20 protein-coding genes and 3 pseudogenes are annotated in these 20,266 nt (G+C 62.0%); 15 read left to right on the top strand and 8 right to left on the bottom strand.

The genetic code is table 11. The features are described from left to right. Window positions 1-249 precede the first annotated feature (249 nt). Window positions 250-891 (bottom strand): NAD(P)H-dependent oxidoreductase, encoded by a 642-nt coding sequence (locus ETW23_RS02945; RefSeq protein WP_134829068.1) that lies wholly within the window; start codon window positions 889-891, stop codon window positions 250-252. A gap of 124 nt (window positions 892-1,015) precedes the next feature. Between ETW23_RS02945 and ETW23_RS02940 the strand changes: the two genes are divergently transcribed. Continuing rightward, on the top strand, window positions 1,016-1,396 hold the full coding sequence (locus ETW23_RS02940) for a helix-turn-helix domain-containing protein (RefSeq protein WP_129371956.1): 381 nt from the start codon (window positions 1,016-1,018) through the stop codon (window positions 1,394-1,396). Between the two features lie 49 nt (window positions 1,397-1,445). Here the strand turns inward: ETW23_RS02940 and ETW23_RS02935 are convergent, their stop codons facing one another. After that, complete coding sequence (locus ETW23_RS02935; protein WP_134829067.1) at window positions 1,446-1,715, bottom strand: DUF6525 family protein; 270 nt, start codon at window positions 1,713-1,715, stop codon at window positions 1,446-1,448. Continuing rightward, a complete protein-coding gene (locus ETW23_RS02930) occupies window positions 1,708-2,910 on the bottom strand; it encodes a GTP-binding protein (protein WP_134829066.1) in 1,203 nt (400 codons plus the stop codon). The genes ETW23_RS02935 and ETW23_RS02930 overlap by 8 nt, the downstream gene beginning before the upstream one ends. A gap of 190 nt (window positions 2,911-3,100) precedes the next feature. On the opposite strand from ETW23_RS02930, the gene ETW23_RS02925 reads away from it, so the two are divergent. After that, window positions 3,101-3,382 (top strand): sulfatase-like hydrolase/transferase, encoded by a 282-nt coding sequence (locus ETW23_RS02925; protein ID WP_247676731.1) that lies wholly within the window; start codon window positions 3,101-3,103, stop codon window positions 3,380-3,382. Between the two features lie 23 nt (window positions 3,383-3,405). Beyond that, window positions 3,406-3,798 (top strand): hypothetical protein, encoded by a 393-nt coding sequence (locus tag ETW23_RS02920; protein ID WP_134829065.1) that lies wholly within the window; start codon window positions 3,406-3,408, stop codon window positions 3,796-3,798. A 215-nt stretch (window positions 3,799-4,013) separates the two neighbouring features. Here the strand turns inward: ETW23_RS02920 and ETW23_RS25615 are convergent. Further along, a pseudogene (locus ETW23_RS25615) lies at window positions 4,014-4,491 on the bottom strand (hypothetical protein); the annotation flags it as partial. Between the two features lie 215 nt (window positions 4,492-4,706). On the opposite strand from ETW23_RS25615, the gene ETW23_RS02910 reads away from it, so the two are divergent. Continuing rightward, window positions 4,707-5,063, top strand: coding sequence for a hypothetical protein (locus ETW23_RS02910; RefSeq protein WP_134829064.1), 357 nt, complete (start codon window positions 4,707-4,709; stop codon window positions 5,061-5,063). Window positions 5,064-5,080: 17 nt separating this feature from the next. Then, a complete protein-coding gene (locus ETW23_RS02905; RefSeq protein WP_254695123.1) occupies window positions 5,081-5,785 on the top strand; it encodes a GntR family transcriptional regulator in 705 nt (234 codons plus the stop codon). An 82-nt stretch (window positions 5,786-5,867) separates the two neighbouring features. Here the strand turns inward: ETW23_RS02905 and ETW23_RS02900 are convergent, their stop codons facing one another. Further along, a complete protein-coding gene (locus ETW23_RS02900; protein WP_134829063.1) occupies window positions 5,868-6,818 on the bottom strand; it encodes a LysR family transcriptional regulator in 951 nt (316 codons plus the stop codon). A gap of 91 nt (window positions 6,819-6,909) precedes the next feature. Between ETW23_RS02900 and ETW23_RS02895 the strand changes: the two genes are divergently transcribed. The 10 genes from ETW23_RS02895 to ETW23_RS02855 are packed head-to-tail and all read left to right on the top strand — an operon-like array spanning window position 6,910 to window position 16,219. Further along, a complete protein-coding gene (locus ETW23_RS02895; RefSeq protein ID WP_134829062.1) occupies window positions 6,910-7,971 on the top strand; it encodes a maleylacetate reductase in 1,062 nt (353 codons plus the stop codon). A 30-nt stretch (window positions 7,972-8,001) separates the two neighbouring features. Continuing rightward, window positions 8,002-9,273: an ABC transporter substrate-binding protein gene (locus ETW23_RS02890; protein ID WP_134829061.1), complete on the top strand. Its 1,272-nt coding sequence runs from the start codon at window positions 8,002-8,004 to the stop codon at window positions 9,271-9,273. Window positions 9,274-9,331: 58 nt separating this feature from the next. Next, the gene (locus ETW23_RS02885; RefSeq protein ID WP_134829060.1) at window positions 9,332-10,051 is read left to right on the top strand and encodes an ABC transporter ATP-binding protein; all 720 of its coding nucleotides are present in this window, start codon (window positions 9,332-9,334) and stop codon (window positions 10,049-10,051) included. Next, a complete protein-coding gene (locus tag ETW23_RS02880) occupies window positions 10,051-10,758 on the top strand; it encodes an ABC transporter ATP-binding protein (RefSeq protein WP_134829059.1) in 708 nt (235 codons plus the stop codon). The genes ETW23_RS02885 and ETW23_RS02880 overlap by 1 nt, the downstream gene beginning before the upstream one ends. After that, window positions 10,755-11,618: a branched-chain amino acid ABC transporter permease gene (locus tag ETW23_RS02875; protein ID WP_134829058.1), complete on the top strand. Its 864-nt coding sequence runs from the start codon at window positions 10,755-10,757 to the stop codon at window positions 11,616-11,618. Before ETW23_RS02880 ends, ETW23_RS02875 begins: the two co-directional genes overlap by 4 nt. Continuing rightward, the gene (locus tag ETW23_RS02870) at window positions 11,618-12,718 is read left to right on the top strand and encodes a branched-chain amino acid ABC transporter permease (protein WP_134829057.1); all 1,101 of its coding nucleotides are present in this window, start codon (window positions 11,618-11,620) and stop codon (window positions 12,716-12,718) included. Before ETW23_RS02875 ends, ETW23_RS02870 begins: the two co-directional genes overlap by 1 nt. A 2-nt stretch (window positions 12,719-12,720) precedes the next feature. After that, window positions 12,721-14,217: an FAD-dependent monooxygenase gene (locus ETW23_RS02865; protein ID WP_254695122.1), complete on the top strand. Its 1,497-nt coding sequence runs from the start codon at window positions 12,721-12,723 to the stop codon at window positions 14,215-14,217. After that, window positions 14,190-14,504 carry a hypothetical protein gene (locus ETW23_RS25610; RefSeq protein ID WP_254695121.1) on the top strand — a complete coding sequence of 105 codons (315 nt, stop codon included), beginning with the start codon at window positions 14,190-14,192 and terminating at the stop codon, window positions 14,502-14,504. Before ETW23_RS02865 ends, ETW23_RS25610 begins: the two co-directional genes overlap by 28 nt. A gap of 4 nt (window positions 14,505-14,508) precedes the next feature. After that, window positions 14,509-15,390 (top strand): intradiol ring-cleavage dioxygenase, encoded by an 882-nt coding sequence (locus ETW23_RS02860; protein ID WP_134829056.1) that lies wholly within the window; start codon window positions 14,509-14,511, stop codon window positions 15,388-15,390. Window positions 15,391-15,394: 4 nt separating this feature from the next. Next, a complete protein-coding gene (locus ETW23_RS02855; protein WP_129371969.1) occupies window positions 15,395-16,219 on the top strand; it encodes a 3-keto-5-aminohexanoate cleavage protein in 825 nt (274 codons plus the stop codon). Between the two features lie 130 nt (window positions 16,220-16,349). Here the strand turns inward: ETW23_RS02855 and ETW23_RS02850 are convergent. From ETW23_RS02850 to ETW23_RS25000, 3 genes and pseudogenes are all read right to left on the bottom strand, one after another. Beyond that, a pseudogene (locus ETW23_RS02850) lies at window positions 16,350-19,228 on the bottom strand (Hint domain-containing protein). 267 nt (window positions 19,229-19,495) lie between these two features. Further along, window positions 19,496-19,989 (bottom strand): annotated as a pseudogene (locus ETW23_RS02845) (transposase); the annotation flags it as partial. After that, the gene (locus ETW23_RS25000; protein ID WP_167738059.1) at window positions 19,976-20,203 is read right to left on the bottom strand and encodes a hypothetical protein; all 228 of its coding nucleotides are present in this window, start codon (window positions 20,201-20,203) and stop codon (window positions 19,976-19,978) included. The pseudogene ETW23_RS02845 and the gene ETW23_RS25000, both read right to left, overlap by 14 nt. Window positions 20,204-20,266: the final 63 nt, after the last annotated feature.

Genomic DNA, 20,266 nt, shown 5'->3' with positions numbered 1-20,266 from the left:
TTTTTCTGGCCATGCGGTTGTCTCCGCCGGTCTTGGTTCAGCCGCACAGGACGTGGCCCGGATCACATCTGATCAAACAAACACAAAGGGCCGAGGTGTGCCCCAGCCCTGCTCAGATGTGTCATCCGGACGTTGACCGCCCTTGTACCGACAGCGCGCGTATAGGCGGATTCCCGGGTGCGTGCAAGAGGAAGCTGATCAGAGCTGCGGCAAGCGGCCTGGATTGCCGCTTGCCGCATTGTTCACGCCTCAGGCGATTTCGGTCACGATGGTGTCGCGGGATTTGCGGACCTTTTTCATCGGCAGAAGCCAGTCGCCTTCTTCGGCGCGGGTGCCAAGCGGCAAGAGCAGGACCGAGCGCAGGCCACGGTCCTTGAGCCCCAGGATTTCGTCGATTTTTTCCGGCGTGAAGCCTTCCATCGGCGTGCTGTCGACCTCCAGTTCGGCGGCGGCGGCAAGGGCGAAGCCCAGCGCGATATAGGCCTGGCGGGCAGCGTGGTCGTGGTTGGTGCGCTCTTCACGCGGCAGATAGGTCGCCTTGAGGTTATCATAGTACTGGTTCAGCATCGGTACCTCGCCGCGCTCCTCGGTCATCTGGCGGGTGACGGCGTCGATACGGTCTTCCGAGTAGTTGTCCCAGGCGGCAAAGACCAGAAGGTGCGAACCGTCGGTGATCTGGGCCTGATCCCAGGCGTGCGGGCGGATCTGCGCGCGGATTTCGGGGTTGGTGATGACAAACACCTCAAACGGCTGGGTGCCCGAGGAAGTCGGCGCCATGCGGATCGCCTCGATGATCTGCTCGACCTTTTCCTGCGGCACAGGTTTTGCCGGGTCCATCTTCTTGGTTGCGTAGCGCCAGTTCAGTTTCTCGATCAGGGTGCTCTTGCTCATGTCTTGGGTCCTTTCTCGGCAGACTGCCAGGGGTGGTATACATTTGTGACTGGCTATATAAGGGGTACCGGAAGGGGCGCAAGAAGGCACAGGTTTGAGCCCCGGTAACACGGAAGGAACCGCCATGGCAGACGCCGCCAAATGCCCGGACTGCAGCCGCATAAACGAGGTGCTGTCACGGGTCGGGGACCGCTGGAGCGTGCTGGTGGTGATCTCGCTGGCGCAATACGGGGTGCTGCGGTTCAACGAGCTGAAGCGGAACCTGGGGATTTCCCAGCGGATGCTGAGCCTGACCCTGCGCAGCCTGGAACGCGACGGGCTGGTCAGCCGCACCTATTACCCGACGATCCCGCCCAAGGTGGAATACGCGCTGACACCTCTGGGAGAGTCGTTCCGCGAGCCATTACGCGCGCTGGGGCTTTGGGCGCTGGAGCATTTGCCGGTGATCGATGCCGCACGGGCGGAGTTCGATGCGGCTGCGGAGGCGGAAAAGAAATCCGCCTGATGGCGCTGAATGGCAGGGTACCCGGATCAGTGCCTACCGCGAGGGTTTGCTACTTGCGGATATTCCAGACCCCGGCATCGCGCCGCATTAGGGACTGTTCCGCGGCGTTCAGCCGGGTCGCGGCGGCACCGGGATCCTTGCTGCCGCCCGCATTATTCCAGATCCTCAGGGCCGATGCCGGGCTCCAAGGCAGGCAGGCAGAGGCCAGCCAGCGCCGCAGCCCGGGCGGCAATGCGTCATAGGCCTGCATCGGGTCCCCTGCCCGGCGCCGGCGTTTCAGGCCGGAATTCAGGTTCCGGCCTGCCTTGCCGTCAGCCATTGCGGCGCCAGCCCGGGAAAGGATCGTCCAGCGCGGCCCAAGCGGGATCGAAGCCGCCTGCGGGTTCCGGCATCAGGCAAGCGTCCAGACTGGCGGTGATCGCGTTCTTGTCCAGGCCCGCCCCGATAAACACCAGTTCCTGGCGGCGGTCGCCCCAGGTTTCATCCCAGTTCTGCAGAAACTCGCGCCGGGCTTCGGGATGGGTTGGCCAGCGGTCTGTTGGCACAGCGGCCCACCACAACCCCAGCGGCCGGACCGAGGAAATTGCCCCGGCCAGCGAAAACTCAGCAGCCCATTCGGGACGGGTTGCCAGCCAGAAATGCCCTTTGGCCCGGATCACGCCGGGCAGATCGCCATTCAGCACCGGGTGGATCCGGGCGGGATCAAAAGGCCGCCGGGCGCGGTAGACAAAGGAGGAAATGCCGTATTCCTCGGTCTCCGGCACGTGGCGATCAAACCCGTAGAGTTCCTTGGCCCAGAGGGGGTGCTCATGCGCGCGGTCGAAATCGAACCGGCCGGTGTTAAAGATCCTACTACCGTCCACCTTGGAATGATCCGCGTGAATAACTTCGGCATCCGGGTTCAGCGCCTTGATGACGGCCATGGCTGCGGCGGTCTGATCCGGCCCCGCATCCGACACTTTGTTCAGGATAATGACATTGGCGAACTCGATCTGGTCGGTCAGCAGGTTGACCAATGTGCGGTCGTCTTCCTCGCCCAGGCTTTCGCCGCGGTCGCTGAGAAAATCGTGGCTGCTGAAATCCTGCAACAGGTTCACCGCATCGACCACCGTCACCATCGCATCCAGCCGGGCAACATCCGACAAGCTGGCGCCATCGGCATCCCGGAAATCAAACGTTGCGGCCACCGGCAAGGGTTCGGCAATCCCGGTGCTTTCGATCAACAGATAGTCAAAGCGCCCCTCCCCCGCGAGGCGGCGCACCTCCTGCAGCAGGTCATCGCGCAAGGTGCAGCAGATGCAGCCGTTGGTCATCTCAACCAGTTTTTCGTCCTGCAGCGACAGTTCGGAGCCGCCGCGCACCAGGTCTGCGTCGATATTCACTTCGCTCATGTCATTGACGATCACCGCAACCTTGCGGCCCGCGCGATTGTTCAGGACGTGGTTCAAGAGCGTGGTCTTGCCCGCCCCCAAAAAGCCGGACAGGACCGTAACCGGCAGCCTCTTATCTATCATGCGGGATCTCTAAGTGTTATATCATAACAAATCATAGGCTGGATAGCAGCCTGTATCGCAACCCGCAACCCTGAAACCTGCAGACGGGCCATGGCTAATGGGTGTCTTCCGCTTTCCGGATAACGCAAAACGGCATTCAGCCGCTGTGTTTCGCTTGCAGTCTGGACCGGCAGTCAAAAGCGGGCACAATATGAGCCAGCAACTGAATTTCCTTGTCATCATCTCCGGCGAGCACCGCAAGGATGCGATGGGTTGCGCCGGCCATCCGATTGTGAAAACCCCGAACCCGGATGCGCTGGCCGCACGCGGCACGATGCTCACCTCGGCCTATACGCCCTCCCCATGTGCGTGCCGGCACGGGCGGCGGCTGCGGGCGACCTGCGATCCGGAAGAGGTCAATGCCCGCGCCTATGCCGGCCAGCGCCGCCGGATCGCCGCTGTAGTGCTTGCTGACGATCCGGCCTTTCCCTAGGCTCGTGAACGGGAGGGTCTGCAATGACACTGAACGAAGCGATCGGAAGCCAGCCGCTCTGGGTGCAAATCTGGGTCAACATTCTGTTCCTGGGTGCTTTTGTCCTGCCGCTGGCTCTGCTGATCTGGAAGCCCAGCCGGGTGGCCGGGCTGGCCACCGTGGCGGCCAGTGTATTGGCGGGGGCCGGAGTTTATTGGCTATACGGGCAGCTTGGATATGTACGCCTCTTGGGACTGCCGCATATAGTCCTGTGGACACCTCTGCTGATCTGGCTGTGGCGGCAGCGGGCGCAGCCCGGTATGCCCGTTTGGCCACGGCGGATCATTCTGGCTGTCTGCACAGTGATCGCAATTTCGCTGGCCTTTGATTATGTGGATGCGGCGCGGTATCTGCTGGGAGAGCGGCAGCCGTATTAACCGCTGCCGCGCACAAAAGTTTTGCAAAAACTTTTGGCAATTTTCTTACTTAAGAAAATTGCGCCGCCCGCCTAGAGGTCGATTTCCTGCACACCGTCCGGTTCGCCGGCGCGGGAGCCTTGGTTCGAGAAATGCAGATGTATTTTTTAACCCAGGGCACGGCCTGCGGGTCCTCAACAAACTCTCGTTTGCCTTTCCGAACATGAGCAGCGGAATTCAAAGTCTCTATCCAAGGCCTGCAGGCGATGCGTCACGGCGTATCAAATAGGAATTGGCGGCATCCTCGACCAGCGCGAAGTGGTTGATGGGCTTGGAGTTGAACACCATCCAGCCTTCCTCGAAGATCCGGTGCATGAGCTTGGAACCGCCGCGGCCAATGTCTATGTACAGCACTGCGATCTGGTACTTTGAGCGGGCCGCTGGTTTCGCCAACAGGGGCGCGCTGCCCGGCAGGTTCCTCGCAGCCCAGCGGAACGGCAGCTCCGCAAACAGCTCTTTGAGTTTCCAGGGACAGGTTTTCCTGCAACGGCTGCACATGGCGCCGGATTTCAGCCGGGGGCCGAGGACGGGGTACAGCATCACCTCGCCGATGCGGGAAACGTCACCGAGGCTGGACAACAGCAGCAAGGGCGGTTGCAGCACTCCGCCATCCATCACCGAATGCACTCGCGCAGGATAGCCGAGATTGCGGACGTAACTACCGTTTTGGCGGCCTCCTGCAGGCCCTTACCGAGATAGCCGAACAGGGAGCGAGCGAACAGGCCGGCCCGTTCCGGCACCCGGGCGGCGTTCGCCTCATTGATATAGAGGTGGGATCCGCCACGTTTTTCAGGGTATCGAACGGGTGCACAAGCCGGTTGCGGCAGGAAAACAGTTCACCCCCTGGTTTGCCCCTGATGTGTTACAGCTTGGCGACGATGCGCGGCCCAACCAGCAACAGTTTGGCGGCGGTCAAACGCAGCACGCACCAGGTGACGCGGGTCAGCCTGCGTCCGGCATTCCGCTATACAAAAGGGCGCTCGATCACCCGTGCCAGCAGGGTGATCCTGCAACCCAGGGAGTTGTGGACCTGGGAGCGCCAGACCGTCACGCTAATTGACATTGCCAACTATTTTGCCGGAAAAGGCCAGCCACACTTCTGCGCGCGTACTTGCAGGCCTTGTTCGGCCGGGCAACAGATCCGGCCGAACAAGGCTGTTCAGTCGTTCATCACGCTTTCCCGCCCGAACATTATGTGTATATATATAGTCATTAAAATTCTTTAATCGAATTGGGAATCCGAATGCCAGCCCCCCGCGAGAACATGAGCTACAGGGATATCAAGCAGGTCGTTCTGGACCGGATCCAAAACAAAATCTGGGCGCCGGACAGTCTGCTGCCCAGCGAAACGGACCTGGCAGTTGAATTTTCAAGCACGCGCACCACTGTGAACCGGGCACTGCGGGAGCTGGCCGAAGAAGGCTATCTGGAACGCAAGCGGAAGGCCGGGACGCGGGTTTTGAATTCACCGGTCCGCAAAGCCCAGTTTTCCATCCCCCTGGTGCGGGATGAAATTGCTGAAACAGGCGCCGCCTACCGGTATTCCCTGGTGGAAAGCCGTATCATGCCCGCCCCGGCATGGCTGTCAGCCCGGCTTGATATCCCTCAAAAGCAGGAGGTTCTGCATATCAGATGTATGCATTATGCCGGCAATGCTCCGTTCCAGTATGAAGTGCGCTGGGTTGTGACAGACAGCATCCCTGAAGTACTGGAGGCGGATTTCACCAAATCCGGTCCGAATGACTGGCTGGTGCAAAAAGTTCCCTTCACAAATCTTGAGCTGAGCTTCATGGCGACCAAGGCCGATCAGACAGTGTCCGAATTTCTGGACGCCCCTCTGGGGGACCCGTTGTTCACGGCGGAAAGGATTACTTGGCTGCGCACCAAGCCTGTAACGCTGGCAAAGCTGTTTTTTGCTCCCGGATATAAAATGACCACTCATCTGTAAGGTTTGCGCCGGCACGCTTGGCGGCCTGCGGTGCTGGCACCAGGTTCGGAATTGGAAATGCCCAGCGCCTGCAACCTGCATCTTAGGGCCGCCAGACAGCATCCTGGCCCACACGGGTGATACTGGCGGACAGGGTCTTGAACTCGCTCCGGATATAGCCCGCGAACCGCTTGACAGAGGGCCGCATTGGCTGGGCTTCATAGCGTAAAATGCCCAAATGCCGGTCCGGATCACCAATGCGGACCGGCAAGGCGCTGATTGATTTCTGGCGCCGCATCATGAACACCACGGAAAACGGCAGCACTGTCAGCGCGTCGGACCCCGTAAGGATACTAACCACCGCGCTGAGGGAGCCGCCGGAGAAACTGACCTTGAAGTCCTTCACTCCGATCCCTTCAAGCACCGCGCGCAGGTCGTGGTAAAGCGGGCTGTCCGCCGGTGGCGCGATCCAGGAATACTGCGCAATTTCCGGCAGCTTCACTGCACCGCGCCGGACCAACGGATGCCCTGCCCGGCAGGCAATTACATTGCGGCCAGGCAGGATCTGATCAAAGGAGAACCCTTCGGGAATTGACGCCTGCCGCAACGGCAGAACGGCCAGATCAAGGGTTCCCTCCTTGAGCTTCGGCATCAGGTCGCCGGGGTAGCCGTAGCTCTGGTCGATACGCACGCCCGGGTAGCCCATCTGAAACTCGGCGATCATGGGCGAGATCACCCCGTCGAGGAACACAGGCGTGCCGGCAACCCGCACTGCGCCGCTTTTGCCGCGCTGGAATTGTTCCAGAACCGCACCGCTGCCGCGCACTGCCAGAAAGACCTTCCTGCCTTCCTCGGCCAGGGCAAGGCCCAATTCGGTCGGCTGCAGCGGGCGCCTGCCCGGCTCAAACAAGGGGGCGCCGACTCGCTCCTCCAGCATCGCAAGCGATCGCGACAGGCTTGGCTGCGACTTGCCAAGCAGCTCTGCCCCTTCAGTCAATCCGCCGCGATCAACGATGGCAAACAGCAATTCAAGGTGACGGGGATCAAGCTTCATACCGAAAGGTTATATTAACGCCCTCAAGTTCGATCAAGTTCGAAAAATTATCCATCATATTGGTGTCACACCCGGTTTGGAGGCACCCGGCATGTTCGACACTGCAAAATACGGATCAGATCAGACCGTCATCTTTGAGGCGGGGCTGCACCGCGCCTTGGACCGTCATGTTTCTGCGCTGGATGCCAACCGCGTTCTGGTGCTGACCACACCGCATCAATCGGATCTCGGGCTGGAGCTGGCGGCGCAGCTGGGCGCCAAGGCGGCAGGTGTGTTCTGCCGCGCCGCCATGCATACGCCGGTCGAGGTGACCGAGGAAGCCCTGGCACATCTGCAGGATGTCGGCGCGGACACAGTGCTGGCGGCCGGCGGCGGTTCGACCATCGGGCTTGGCAAGGCGCTGGCTCTGCGCATCGGCGTCACCCAGATTGCCCTGCCCACGACTTATGCCGGCAGCGAATGCACGCCGATCCTCGGCCAGACTGAGAACGGGGTGAAAACCACGGTGAATGACAGCAATCTGCGCCCGGCCGCCGTGCTTTATGACCCGGAACTGGTGGCAACCCTTCCGGTACCGATGACCGTGACAAGCACGCTCAATGCCATGGCCCATGCCGTCGAGGCGCTCTATGCGCAGGACCGCAATCCACAGTCGACTGAACTGGCGCTGACCGGGCTGCGTATCTTTGCCGGCGCCCTGCCGCGGGTGATGGAGGATCCGGCCGGTCTGGAAGCGCGCCTTGCCACGCAGCAGGGTGCCTGGGCCTGCGGCACGGTACTGGGACAGGTGGGCATGGCGCTGCATCACAAGCTTTGCCACACACTTGGCGGCAGCTTCGGCCTGCCGCACGCAGAAACCCATGCCATCGTGCTGCCGCACTCCGCCGCCTATAACGCTGCTGCCGTGCCCGGCCTGCTGGCCCCCGTTGGCGAAATCTTTGGAAGTGCCGATCCGGCGGCCGCACTGTGGCAATTCGCCAAGGATCACGGCGCCCCGATGGCGCTGCGCGATCTGGGGCTGGCAGAGGCGGATCTGGACCGCGCTGCCGATCTGGCAGTGCAGAACCCCTATTGGAACCCAAAAGAAATCACCCGGCCGGGCATTCGGGACCTGCTGGCGCGCGCCTGGGGAGGAGACGCGCCGGGTAACTGAACCATGAGCTGTCATCAGGGAGGAGACCCCATGATCAACCGCCGAACATTGCTGAAAACAGGCACCGCTGCCGGGCTGCTGAGCACAAGCGGACTTGCCGCGCCCGCCCTGGCCCGGGGCGCAAAAATCAAACTGGGCTACATCAGCCCGCAATCAGGCCCGCTCGCGGCCTTTTCCGAGGCGGACCGGTTCATCCTGGACGGCTTTGCCGCAACCGACGCGGGCCGGAATTTCGAGGTCATCGTCAAAGACAGCCAATCGAACCCGAACCGCGCGGCGGATGTGGCGCGCGAGCTGATCGTGGATGACGGCATCGACCTGATGCTTGTCGCCTCTACGCCGGAAACAACCAACCCGGTTGCCACAACCTGCGAGGCTGAGGAAATTCCCTGCATCTCCACCGTTGCCCCCTGGCAGCCGTGGTTCGCCGGTCAACAGGGCGACTCCGGCGATCCGGGGTCGTGGGAGCGGTTTCACTATGCCTATCACTTCTTCTGGGGGCTGGAGGACATCATCGCGGTCTTCAATGCCATGTGGAGCCAGCTGGACACCAACAAATCCGTCGGTGCGCTTTACCCGAACGATGGCGACGGCAATGCCTGGGGCGACCCGGTGCTGGGCTTCCCGCCGGCACTGGAGCAGAGCGGCTACAGGCTGACCGACCCTGGGCGCTACCAGAACCTGACGGATGACTTCTCCGCCCAGATCAACGCCTTCAAACAGGCCGAAGCGGAGATCGTGACAGGCGTGCCGGTCCCGCCTGATTTCACCACATTCTGGACCCAGGCCAAACAGCAGGGCTTTGCGCCCAAGGCTGCCACCATCGGCAAGGCGGTCCTGTTTCCGCAAGCTGTCGAAACACTGGGGGAGGCAGGCCACAACCTCAGCTCCGAAGTCTGGTGGTCCCCGAACCATCCGTTCAGCTCCTCACTGACGGGCCAGTCCGCAGCCGGTCTTGCCCACGGCTTCACCGCTGCAACCGGGCGGCAGTGGACCCAGCCGATCGGCTTTGCCCATGCGCTGTTCGAGATGGCCGCTGATGTGATGGCCCGCGTGGATGATGCAGGGGATGCCGATTCCGTGTCCGAAGCAATCGCCGCCACCGAGCTTGCCTCCATCGTCGGACGCATCGCCTTTGACGGCACCGGCCTGCCGCCGTTTGCGCAGGCGAACGTGGCCAAGACACCGCTGGTGGGCGGTCAATGGCGGCTGACAGAAAGCGGCAGCTATGACCTTGTGATCGTTGACAGTTCCACCGCCCCCGAGGTGCCGCCGGGCGGCGTGATGGAACCCATTTCATGATGCTGAAAGGAACCCTGTATTGCCGCATCGGCGCGATGGGGCGGGTGGAGCTGCTGACATGACCCTTCTCTCATTGCGCAACGTTTCGAAAAGCTTTAGCCAGCTGAAAGTGGCTGATGACGTCACCCTGGAGATTCCGGCGGGCCAGGCGCTTGGCATCATCGGGCCCAATGGCGCGGGCAAGTCGACGCTTTTCAACCTCATCACCGGCAATCTGCGCAGCGACGCCGGAACCATCCGCTTTGACGGGCGCGACGTGACGGCGGTTCCCGCCATGCAGCGCTGTCTTGCCGGTGTCGGCCGCTCCTTCCAGGTGCCGCAGCCCTTCGGCAACATGACCGTGTTCGAGAACCTGCTGGTGGCCGCCACCCACGGCCGCAAGGCCTCCGAACGGGATGTGCAGGCTGATTGCGCCCGCATTCTAAGCCAATGCGGTCTGTTGCAGGCGGCCAACCAACCGGCTGGCGGCCTCGCGCTGCTGCAGCGCAAGCGGCTGGAGATGGCGCGTGCGCTGGCAACGGATCCCAAGCTGCTGCTGCTTGACGAAATCGCCGGCGGTTTGACCGAGGGCGAATGCCTGTCTCTGGTAGACACCATCCGCAGCATCCATGCCCGCGGCGTTACCATTATCTGGATCGAACATGTTCTGCATGCGCTCAACTCGGTGGTGGAGCAGCTGCTGGTGCTGAATTTCGGCAAGGTGATCGGCCTTGGCGCGCCGGATGAAATCATGAACCGGGCCGAGGTCCGGGAGATCTATCTGGGGGCCGGCGTCTGATGCCCATTTTGGAAACACGCGGCCTTACCGCCCGTTACGGTGACTTTCAGGCGCTGTTCGGCATCGACTTGCGGCTGGACGAAGGGGAAACCCTTGCCATCATCGGTGCCAACGGCGCGGGAAAAACAACCCTGATGCGGGCGCTGGCAGGTGTACTGCCATCGGCCCCCGGCATGGTGCATCTGGCGGGCCGGCCCGTAGGGGGCCTGAGTGCGGATCAGATCATGCCGCTGGGTCTTGCGATGGTGCCAGAGGGGCGCAAACTGTTCCCGTCTCTCTCGGTCGAGGAGAACCTTCTGATCGGCACCTACGGGCGCAAGATCCAAGGGTACTGGAGCCTGGAAGCGATCTACGACTTGTTCCCGATCCTTGCAGAACGGCGGCACCATCCGGGCACTGCGCTTTCGGGCGGGCAGCAGCAGATGGTGGCCATCGGCCGCGCGCTGATGTCGAACCCCAAGGTTCTGTTGTGTGATGAAATCAGCCTCGGCCTGGCGCCGGTGGTGATCCGGGACATCTATGCCGCCGTGCCGAAAATCCAGGCCAGCGGCGCAAGCCTGATCGTGGTGGAACAGGATATCGGCCAGGCAATGGCAGCCGCCGACCGGGTCTGCTGCATGATGGAGGGTCGCATCACCCTTGAAGGGCGGCCCGAAGATCTGCGCCGCGAGGATATCCACGCAGCCTATTTCGGAGCCGCCGCATGATCTGGATCGACACAATTCTGCAGGGCATCCTGCTGGGCGGGCTTTATGCGCTGTTCGCGGCTGGTCTCAGCCTCGTTTTCGGTATTATGCGGCTGGTGAACCTGGCCCATGGCGACCTGATTGTATGCGCGGCCTACTTGATCCTTGTTCTGGTAACGCTTCTGGGATTGCCGCCGTTTGCGGCGGCGCTGATGGCCGCGCCGGTGATGTTCGCTGCCGGGTGGCTGCTGCAATTGCACCTGCTGAACCGCACGCTGGGGACGGATATCCTGCCGCCGCTGCTGGTGACGTTCGGCCTGTCGATCGCGCTGCAGAACGCCCTGCTCGAAGGGTTCAGCGCCGACAGCCAGCGCCTGCCGGGCGGTGCGATCGCCACCGCCTCGGTGAAGCTGGGCGATCTCAGCATCGGAGTGCTGCCGCTTCTGACCTTTGCCTCCGCCGTCCTAGTGATCCTGGGGCTGAATCAGCTGTTTTACCGCACCGCGCTGGGCCGCGCCTTCCGTGCCACTTCGGATGATGCGGTCACGGCAAGCCTGATGGGCATCCGCCCCGGGCGCATTTTTGCCACAGCTACGGCAATTGCCATGCTGGTGATGACGCTGGCGGCGCTCTACCTTGGGATGCGGGCGAATTTTGATCCGGCAATCGGCCCTGCCCGCCTGATCTATGCTTTTGAGGCTGTGATCATCGGCGGCCTTGGCAGCCTGTGGGGCACGCTGGCGGGCGGTATCATCATTGGCGTCGCACAGACGCTGGGCGCCGCCGTGAACCCAGAATGGCAAATCCTGGCCGGGCACCTGGCCTTCCTCCTCGTGCTGCTGGTGAAGCCGCGCGGGCTGTTTCCAAGGGCGGTGGACTGATGGCTGATCTTACACACTCTCCGGCACAATCTGAGGCACTTTCTGCGGCGGCACCGTTTCGCGTAACGACCCGCACAAAGGCGTCCAATATGTTCGGCCTGCTGGCCTGCGGCGTGATCCTTCTGCTGGCCGTTTTGCCGTTCTTTGCCGGGCGCGGGCTGATCCAGGATCTGTTTTTCATCCTGACCATGCTGGTGCTGGCGCAGCTTTGGAACCTGCTTGCAGGCTACGGCGGGTTGGTCAGCATCGGCCAACAGGCCTTTGCCGGCATCGGCGCCTATGCGATGTTCGGCGGCGTCATCATCGCAGGCATCGATCCGATTGCTGCAATCTTGCTGGGCGGGCTGGCGGCAGCGGTCCTTGCAGTACCGATGGGTTTTTTCGCCTTCCGCCTTGCCGGCGCCTATTTCGCCATTGGCACCTGGGTCATGGCCGAAGTCGCGCGGCTGCTCCTTGCGCAGGTTAAAACACTTGGCGGCGGCACCGGCACCTCCCTGCCCCGCACCGCCACCCGCGGGATGTGGGCGACCGACTGGATCAAATCCGCACTGGATGTAAAGACCGCCGCCGCGCGCGATATCCTGACCTACTGGCTGGCGCTGCTGCTGGCAGTGGTAGTGATCGCGGCGATCTACGCGCTTTTGCGCTCGCGCCGCGGACTGGCACTGTCGGCTGTGCGCGACAACCCGGAAGCCGCGAAATCCGTCGGCGTCGATGCTGGCCGGATCAAATGGCTGGTGTTCCTGGCGGCCAGCTTTGGCACCGGGCTGGCCGGGGCGCTGATCTATGTGCAGAAAGCCCGCATCAGCCCCGATGCCGCCTTCAGCGTCACCGATTGGACGGCTTACGTGATTTTCATTGTGGTGATCGGCGGCATCGGCACAATCGAGGGCCCGATCCTGGGCGTGCTCATTTTCTTCGCATTGCAATCGCTGCTGGCCGACTTTGGCAGCTGGTATCTGTTCACGCTTGGTCTTATCGGAATCGCGGTCATGCTCCTGGCGCCGCGCGGCCTATGGGGGTTTTTCTCCGACCGGACCGGCATTCAGCTTTTTCCCGTTCAGCGGCGTCTGAACGGCGGCACACTCAAGGAGGAATAACCATGGCTGAGATCGAAACCGACGTGCTTATCATCGGCACCGGGCCTGCGGGCTCTGCAACGGCGGCGCTTCTGTCAAGTTACGGCATCGCGAATATGGCGATCAACCGCTACGGCTGGCTGGCCAGCACCCCGCGCGCGCATATCACCAACCAGCGCACAATGGAGGTGCTGCGCGATCTGGGGCAGGATGTCGAAGCGGAGGCCTATATGCATGCGGCCCACCAGGACCTGATGGGCGAGAATGTCTTTTGCGAAAGCCTTGCCGGCGAAGAGATCGGCCGTATGAAAAGCTGGGGCAACCATCCCCTGTCCAAGGCCGAGCATCTGCTGTCCAGCCCGACGATGATGAACGACCTGCCGCAAACCTTCATGGAGCCGATCCTGTTTGCAACCGCCTGCAAACGCGGCACCCAGGCCCGGATGAGCACCGAATACCTGAGCCACACGCAGGACGCGGAGGGCGTGACCACCACCTGCCGCGACCGCCTGTCTGGCCGCGAATTCACGGTCCGGTCAAAGTACCTTGTCGGTGCTGATGGCGGCAACTCGCTAGTGGCGCAGAACGAAAACCTTGCGATCGAAGGCAAGATGGGCGTGGGCGGGTCGATGAACATCCTGTTCCGCGCGGATCTGTCGAAATACGTCGCTCACCGGCCCAGCGTGCTGTACTGGGTGATGCAGCCCGGCGCCGACGTCGGCGGCATCGGCATGGGGCTGGTGCGCATGGTGCGGCCGTGGAACGAATGGCTGATCGTCTGGGGCTATGACATCAATGAACCCGCACCGGTTGTGGACGAGGCAATGGCAACACAGGTCGCGCGGCAGCTGGTCGGCGACCCGGAGCTGGAAATCGAGCTGATCTCAGCCAATACATGGACCGTGAACAACGCCTATGCCCCCCGGATGCACAACGGCCGTGTCTTCATCATGGGCGATGCGGCACACCGGCACCCGCCCTCGAACGGGCTTGGCTCCAATACCTCGATCCAGGACAGTTTCAACCTCGCCTGGAAACTGGCCGCGGTGCTGAACGGCCAGGCCGCGCCTGCGCTGCTGGACAGTTACACCGCCGAGCGCGCACCGGTTGCCAAGCAGATCGTGACCCGCGCCAACCAGTCCATCAGCGAATTCGGCCCGATCTTTGACTCCCTCGGCATGACCGGCGGCACCGGTCTTGAGGAGATCCGCTCCAGCGTCGCGGCCCGCTGCGAAACAACGCCGGAGGCGGAAAAGCAGCGCGCCGCAATCCGCGACGCAATCGCTTTCAAGAAATACGAGTTCGACGCTCATGGGGTGGAAATGAACCAGCGCTACAAATCCGATGCCGTGGTCACCGACGGGCAGATGGAACCGGCATTCGAGCTGGACGCGGAACTGCACTACCAGCCCACCACCTGGCCCGGCGCGCGGCTGCCGCATGTCTGGGTTTTCGACCCTGAAACCGGAGAAAAGCATTCAACTCTGGATCTATGCGGCAAGGGGCCTTTACCCTGCTGACCGGCATCGGCGGCGAGGCCTGGGAAGAGGCGGCAAAGGCCGTGGGGGCGGAGTTCGGTCTGCCGCTGACGGTACGTCTGATCGGACCGCGGCGCAAATTCGCAGACCATACCGGCGATTGGGCGCGGGCTTCGGAAATTACTGATTCCGGCTGTATCCTGGTCCGTCCCGACCATCACGTCTGCTGGCGCGCCGAAGAAATGGCCTCGGATCCCGAGGGCGAACTGCGCCGGGTGCTTTCCCATATTTTCGGCCGCGGCGCGGCGGCCTCCATGGCAGCGGAGTAACAATATGCTTGATGAACACGAAAAGGGTTATTTCACCGAAGAAACCAGCGCCGAGGCTGTTGCCGCCCGCAACGCCAAGGCCGAAAACGAGCGGCTGCGCGACTGCGTCAATATCCTGGTGAAGCATGTCCATGCCGCGATTAAGGAAATGGAACCCAGCCAGGAAGAGTGGTTCAAGACCATCATGTTCCTGACGGAAACCGGCCATACCTGCGATGACTGGCGGCAGGAGTTCATCCTGCTGTCGGACATCATGGGCGTTTCCATGCTGGTGGACGCGATCAACAACCGCAAACCCTCCGGCGCCTCCGAAAGCACGGTGCTTGGCCCCTTCCACGTGGCCGAGGCGCCGGAACTGCCGATGGGTTCGAACATCTGCCTTGATGGCAAGGGCGAGCCGATGCTGGTCAGGGGCCGGATCCTCGACACGGATGGCAACGCGGTCGCGGGTGCCAAGATCGACGTCTGGCAGGCCAATGACGAGGGGTTTTACGATGTGCAGCAAAAGGGCATCCAGCCCGATTTCAACCTGCGCGGCGTGTTTCGCACCGGTGCCGATGGCAGCTACAGCTTTCGCGCCGTAAAGCCGAAATTCTACCCGATCCCGGACGATGGCCCGGTGGGCAAGCTGCTGCGCGACCTTGGCCGCCACCCGTACCGGCCTGCGCATTTCCACTACATCCTTGAGGCCGCCGGGTTTGAAAGCCTGACCACCCACATCTTCGACCCGGATGACCCCTACATCAACTCCGACGCGGTCTTTGGTGTGAAGGAAAGCCTGATGGCCAAATTCGACCTGATCGAAGACCCGGCAGCGCTGCAGGAGGCCGGTTTCGATGAGGCTTTCTACCTGGTAGAGCACGACTTTGTTCTGGCTAAGGGCTGACGGCATGAGCAAACCCTGCATCATCTGCGTCGCGATCACCGGCTCCCTGCCGCGCAAGGCGCACAACCCGGCAGTGCCGGTCACGGTCGAAGAACAGATCGAAAGCACCCATGCGGCGTTTGAGGCCGGGGCCAGCATCTGCCACGCGCATGTGCGCAATGAAGACGAGTCCCCCTCATCGGATCCGGAGAGGTTCGCGCGTCTCAAGGAAGGGCTGGAAAAGCACTGCCCCGGAATGGTGGTCCAGTTCTCCACCGGCGGGCGATCGGGTGCGGGCAAGGAACGGGGCGGCATGCTGCACCTTCGGCCGGACATGGCATCGCTTTCGGTGGGGTCGAACAACTTCCCCGCCCGCGTCTACCAGAATCCGCCGGATCTGGTGGACTGGCTGGCGGCTGAGATGATCACCCACGGTGTGAAACCCGAGATCGAGGCATTTGACCTCAGCCACATTCACCAGGCTGCACGGATGCAGGCGGACGGGCGTTTGAAGGGGCCATTGTACATTCAATTCGTGATGGGGGTGAAAAACGCCATGCCCGCCGACCGCGATGTCTTTGACTACTACGTGAAGACCGTAAACCGCCTGTTGCCCGGTGCAGAATGGTGCGCTGCGGGGATCGGCCGGGACCAGCTGACCCTGAACGAATGGTGCGTCGCCAATGGCGGCCACGCGCGGACAGGACTGGAGGACAACATCCGTCTCGGCAAAGACCGGCTCGCTTCGTCCAACGCCGAACTGGTGGCAAGGGTGACAGAGATCTGCCACCGGCACGGCCGCCCGGTCGCCACGCCGGCCCAGGCGCGGCAAATTCTCGGCTTGGCGTGACACTGGAATTCGGCATGGACCTGCGGCGGGTCAATATTGAAGCCGCGAAATCAACTGAGCAGACCCGATGGCGGAAATGCAGGTCCCTGGCATGCCACGCGGGGCACTTCACGGCTAGGCCCGGATGCTGTCAGGCGGCGTGCAAGTTTGGCAGGTTGCGCCGCTTGAGCGCCTGGCGGGCCAGGTCGCCGTAAGCCCTGCGGACCAGCCCGCGCCCGTGTTCACCAGCCAAGCCATGAACCGCAGCCAGTTCAGGGAAGAGACCGAAAAGTTCCCGCCGGTCTGCAGCGCACAACCCGCGGATGGCTTCGGGACCGGGCCAGAATGTCTCAGTTGCGATACCTTCTGCGAAAATCACCTCATGCCGCTCGGTCATGAGGTGCACATAGGTGACCGGATTGGCTGCCCCGGCCTGTTGTGTGCAGTTTTCGTCAACTGCTGCCAGCAGTTTCGCCGAGAGAAAACTTTCGCCAAGCTGCGTGTCTTGTCCAATTGCTTTGGGGCCGGTTAACAGACGGTGCTGGGGGGACAGCAGCATCGGGCGCTCCGGAGACAGCAGGCCGCCCGGTCGGACACAATATGGTCTTAGATGCGGGTGCTGCGCCAGCTCTGCCGGGCTCAGCGTGCGCTTGCCGACCCAGATTACTGGCTGAAAACCATTGTCGGCGGTTTGCAGCATGTCGCCCACCCGGATCCCGCCCGCAGGCACTGCACCGCGTCTGGTGGCAAGAAGCACACCCGGCGTGAAACAGGGGATGCCTGCAGAAATGAGCTGGGCGGTGGTTGTGATCTGTGACGGGGCCACCCCCTGCAGAACAAGTTTTTCACCCCCGGAAACGTGAGCAGCGCATTGCCGGATCCATCGTCTGTCACCGAGATATCGCTGGTGCGGACAGCCCCGTCGGGTCCGGTGCCGCCGGTCAGATCGGAAACATCAAGCTGGTCATTGAAGAAACCGTCGCTGTCATCGTCGGCAATGCTGAAATCGCTGACAGTGTCGATGCCGCCCGCCCCGGTCAGGATCAGTTCGTCATAGCCGGACCCGGTGGTAATGGAATCATTGCCCGCGCCAAGCGTGATCGTGTCATCGCCTGCTCCAGCGTCGATCGACACCCCGGCGCTGTCAGCCGAAGCATCCACCACATCCGCCTGATCCGTCAGCTTAAGCGCCTCGATCTCGGAAAAGGTGATTGTGTCGGTGCCGTCGGTGATCGTGCCGGCCTCATCGCCGGTATAGGTGACCGTGACCCCGGTGGTGACCGCCGAGACGTCGACCGTATCGTAGTCGTTTCCCGCCTCGCCGCCGGTCAGGGTGTCATTGCCGAACCCGTCGGACATCTGGAACGTATCCGCATCAGCCTCGCCGTGCATTTGATCGTCGCCGCTGCCGCCCACCAGCAAGTCATCGTCGTTGCCGCCGTACATGGTATCGGCGCCGTCGCCGCCTTCGAGAGTGTCATTGCCATCGGTTGCGACGATGCTGTCGTCACCGGTGCCGCCTACCAAGCTGTCATCACCGGCAGAGTTCCGCAGCGTGTCATTGCCCGCACCGCCGATCAGCGTGTCATTGCCAAGACCGGTGGTCAGGCTGTCGTTGCCGTCGCCGCCTTCGATGTAGTCGTCGCCATCGCCACCGGCGATCGTGTCGGCGCCGATACCCCCGATCAGGGTGTCGTTGCCGAGGCCGCCGTCCATCACATCATCGCCGCCGCCGCCCTCCAGGCTGTCATGGCCTGACTCGCCGTACATCAGATCGTTATCGTTGCCGCCAACCAGCAGGTCGTCATCGTTGCCGCCGTACATGGTGTCGGCGCCATCACCCCCGATCAGCGTGTCGTTGCCGTCGGTTGCCACGATGCTGTCGTTGCCCACGCCGCCGACCAGGCTGTCATCACCGGCAGAGTTCATCAGCGTGTCATCGCCTTCGCCACCGATCAGCGTGTCGTTGCCAAGGCCGGTGGTCAGGCTGTCGTTGCCTGCGCCCCCTTCGATGTAATCGTCGCCTTCGCCGCCAGAGAGCGTGTCGCCCCCGGCCCCGCCGATCAGAGTGTCCGCACCGGTGCCGCCATCCAGAACATCGTCGCCGTCGCCGCCATCCAAACTGTCATCGCCAGCCTCGCCGAACAGAGAGTCATCCCCCCCCTGGCCATAGACCACGTCGCTGCCGTCACCGGCCAAAACAGTATCGGCCCCTTGTTCTAAGGCGGTGGTGACCGGGTCATCAATCGTGCTGCCCGAAAGGGTAAATCCCGCCCAGCCTTCGCGTGTTTGCAGCGTGAATTCGATCGACGATTTATCCTCGAAACCGGCAGAAAACCAGGCATCCTGATCGGTATAATCGTTGTAGTCGGATCCGGTTGCGGTGACCAAGCTGCCGTCAACAGCCGTGCCAAGCGACGTGTCCGAAGACACCCCGAAAGAGGTGAAACTGTCGCCGTCGATTATGACTGCCTCGGCATCGCCATAGCCGCTGTTGTCATCCACGTCATTGAAGGTTGCCGTTGAATTCAGGTAGACCGGCTCACCGGTGTCAGGATCAAAGAACTCAAGCCGGAAGGTCGCCTGGTCACCCGGATCGTCACCGCCCAGCAGAATTTCCGCGCCGGCTGTGTAGCCGAATTGCACTGACATGTCCGGGTTGGATTTCTCCACCAGCACCAGCCTGCCCCAGACTTTAGTCCCGTCCTCCAAGGTGGCGACGTCGCTGAAAACGGCATTATTGCCTGTGGATCCTGACCAGCCGTCGTGGGAAATGCTCTGGATGTTGTTGATATCCAGCACCAGCGGCGTGGCGTCCACCCCCTGGTCGAACCCATCGCCCATGTCGCCATAAACGGTATCGTTGCCATCGCCGGCGTCAATCAGGTCGCTGCCTTCTTCACCGGCAACAGTATCCTCGCCTGCACCGGCTTCGATTGTGTCGTCGCCGGTGGTTCCATCCAATTTGTCACCAGCATTCGTGCCGGTTTTGGAAGCTACGAGGTCAAGGACCCAGTCTGGTATCGGCATAATCTTGTTCGGCTTTCAATTTTACTGTGAAAAAAGAGCAACCAAATTCCTCCGGATGCCGGCTGCCTTGCCGGTGGTTGCCGTTTGCGTCGCAAAGACCGATACGCGAGTGCAGGAAAACAAACCGTAAACTCACCGGAAATTACAAATGAACTGCCTTCTGGGAGACTGGCCCAGCGATGCGGGCTAGGCCGCCGGAAATGCCCACCAGACCGGCTTTGTTGTACAAACCGGTTGGGGCCGGACGTCCCCTATCCCCGGACGGATTTATCCTACGGGCTCTGTGACAGGTATGCCGAACCCGGTGCAGCCGTTCAGCATGGCGATACGGACCTGCAGCTCCGCGATCTGGCGATCGAAGTCTCGGACCATCAATGACTGACCAAGCAGCTTGATGCAGTTCATCCAATCGTCGGGAAAAGGATCCCCCAGATCCTTTTCTGATCCTCCTCATATCTCGACACGGCTCCGGCGGTGAAAGCCGTTCCATCGCCGCCAGATAGCGCGGCCCAAGTACTTTGAGGCCCGCAGAGCTTCGTTGCGTGCGGCGGCACCCGGGCTTGTCGGCTTCCATGGCTTGGCGTTCTTGCGGGGCGGGATGGCAGCGACTGCATTTCGGGGGCGATTGCCTCGTGGCACTTTCGGGTATCGTAAGCCCGATCCATTGCCCGGCAGTGCATGTTTACATGCACGAGAGGGGCGGTGACCGATGCGATGTCCTGATCCGCTTCGATCTGGTCCAGCAGTTCAGGCAGTATCGGCACCGGTAATCTTGCGCCATTTCTCCGATGTCGAGGACAACACCGGCGCGCCGCCGCCGATCGCGCCACGGTAGTTCGAGAAATCCAGCTTGCCGAATTCGGGATGCTGCAACATGCCTCCGAACAGCGTGTTCACACCGGTGATGACGCTGAAGGGATGCTTCTTCATGGTTTCCATGAACTCGCCCATGTCAAGCGGATTGGCGATGAGCACGTTTTGGCGCCGACTGAAAAGCAGCTGAGCAGGTTCAAGGTCAGTGCGAAGATGTGATAGGGT

This window comes from Leisingera sp. NJS201, assembly GCF_004535885.1.
Classification (GTDB): Bacteria; Pseudomonadota; Alphaproteobacteria; order Rhodobacterales; family Rhodobacteraceae; genus Leisingera.
Note: the sequence above shows the minus strand (reverse complement) of the source record. Positions and strands in the feature narration are given on the sequence as shown.

What these genes read in the sequence shown, in the direction of transcription:
- ETW23_RS02945 (WP_134829068.1), bottom strand. Translation starts at nt 891, where the DNA reads ATGAGCAAGAGCACCCTGATCGAGAAACTGAACTGGCGCTACGCAACC.
- ETW23_RS02940 (WP_129371956.1), top strand. Translation starts at nt 1,016, where the DNA reads ATGGCAGACGCCGCCAAATGCCCGGACTGCAGCCGCATAAACGAGGTG.
- ETW23_RS02935 (WP_134829067.1), bottom strand. Translation starts at nt 1,715, where the DNA reads ATGGCTGACGGCAAGGCAGGCCGGAACCTGAATTCCGGCCTGAAACGC.
- ETW23_RS02930 (WP_134829066.1), bottom strand. Translation starts at nt 2,910, where the DNA reads ATGATAGATAAGAGGCTGCCGGTTACGGTCCTGTCCGGCTTTTTGGGG.
- ETW23_RS02925 (WP_247676731.1), top strand. Translation starts at nt 3,101, where the DNA reads ATGAGCCAGCAACTGAATTTCCTTGTCATCATCTCCGGCGAGCACCGC.
- ETW23_RS02920 (WP_134829065.1), top strand. Translation starts at nt 3,406, where the DNA reads ATGACACTGAACGAAGCGATCGGAAGCCAGCCGCTCTGGGTGCAAATC.
- ETW23_RS02905 (WP_254695123.1), top strand. Translation starts at nt 5,081, where the DNA reads ATGCCAGCCCCCCGCGAGAACATGAGCTACAGGGATATCAAGCAGGTC.
- ETW23_RS02900 (WP_134829063.1), bottom strand. Translation starts at nt 6,818, where the DNA reads ATGAAGCTTGATCCCCGTCACCTTGAATTGCTGTTTGCCATCGTTGAT.
- ETW23_RS02895 (WP_134829062.1), top strand. Translation starts at nt 6,910, where the DNA reads ATGTTCGACACTGCAAAATACGGATCAGATCAGACCGTCATCTTTGAG.
- ETW23_RS02890 (WP_134829061.1), top strand. Translation starts at nt 8,002, where the DNA reads ATGATCAACCGCCGAACATTGCTGAAAACAGGCACCGCTGCCGGGCTG.
- ETW23_RS02885 (WP_134829060.1), top strand. Translation starts at nt 9,332, where the DNA reads ATGACCCTTCTCTCATTGCGCAACGTTTCGAAAAGCTTTAGCCAGCTG.
- ETW23_RS02880 (WP_134829059.1), top strand. Translation starts at nt 10,051, where the DNA reads ATGCCCATTTTGGAAACACGCGGCCTTACCGCCCGTTACGGTGACTTT.
- ETW23_RS02875 (WP_134829058.1), top strand. Translation starts at nt 10,755, where the DNA reads ATGATCTGGATCGACACAATTCTGCAGGGCATCCTGCTGGGCGGGCTT.
- ETW23_RS02870 (WP_134829057.1), top strand. Translation starts at nt 11,618, where the DNA reads ATGGCTGATCTTACACACTCTCCGGCACAATCTGAGGCACTTTCTGCG.
- ETW23_RS02865 (WP_254695122.1), top strand. Translation starts at nt 12,721, where the DNA reads ATGGCTGAGATCGAAACCGACGTGCTTATCATCGGCACCGGGCCTGCG.
- ETW23_RS25610 (WP_254695121.1), top strand. Translation starts at nt 14,190, where the DNA reads ATGCGGCAAGGGGCCTTTACCCTGCTGACCGGCATCGGCGGCGAGGCC.
- ETW23_RS02860 (WP_134829056.1), top strand. Translation starts at nt 14,509, where the DNA reads ATGCTTGATGAACACGAAAAGGGTTATTTCACCGAAGAAACCAGCGCC.
- ETW23_RS02855 (WP_129371969.1), top strand. Translation starts at nt 15,395, where the DNA reads ATGAGCAAACCCTGCATCATCTGCGTCGCGATCACCGGCTCCCTGCCG.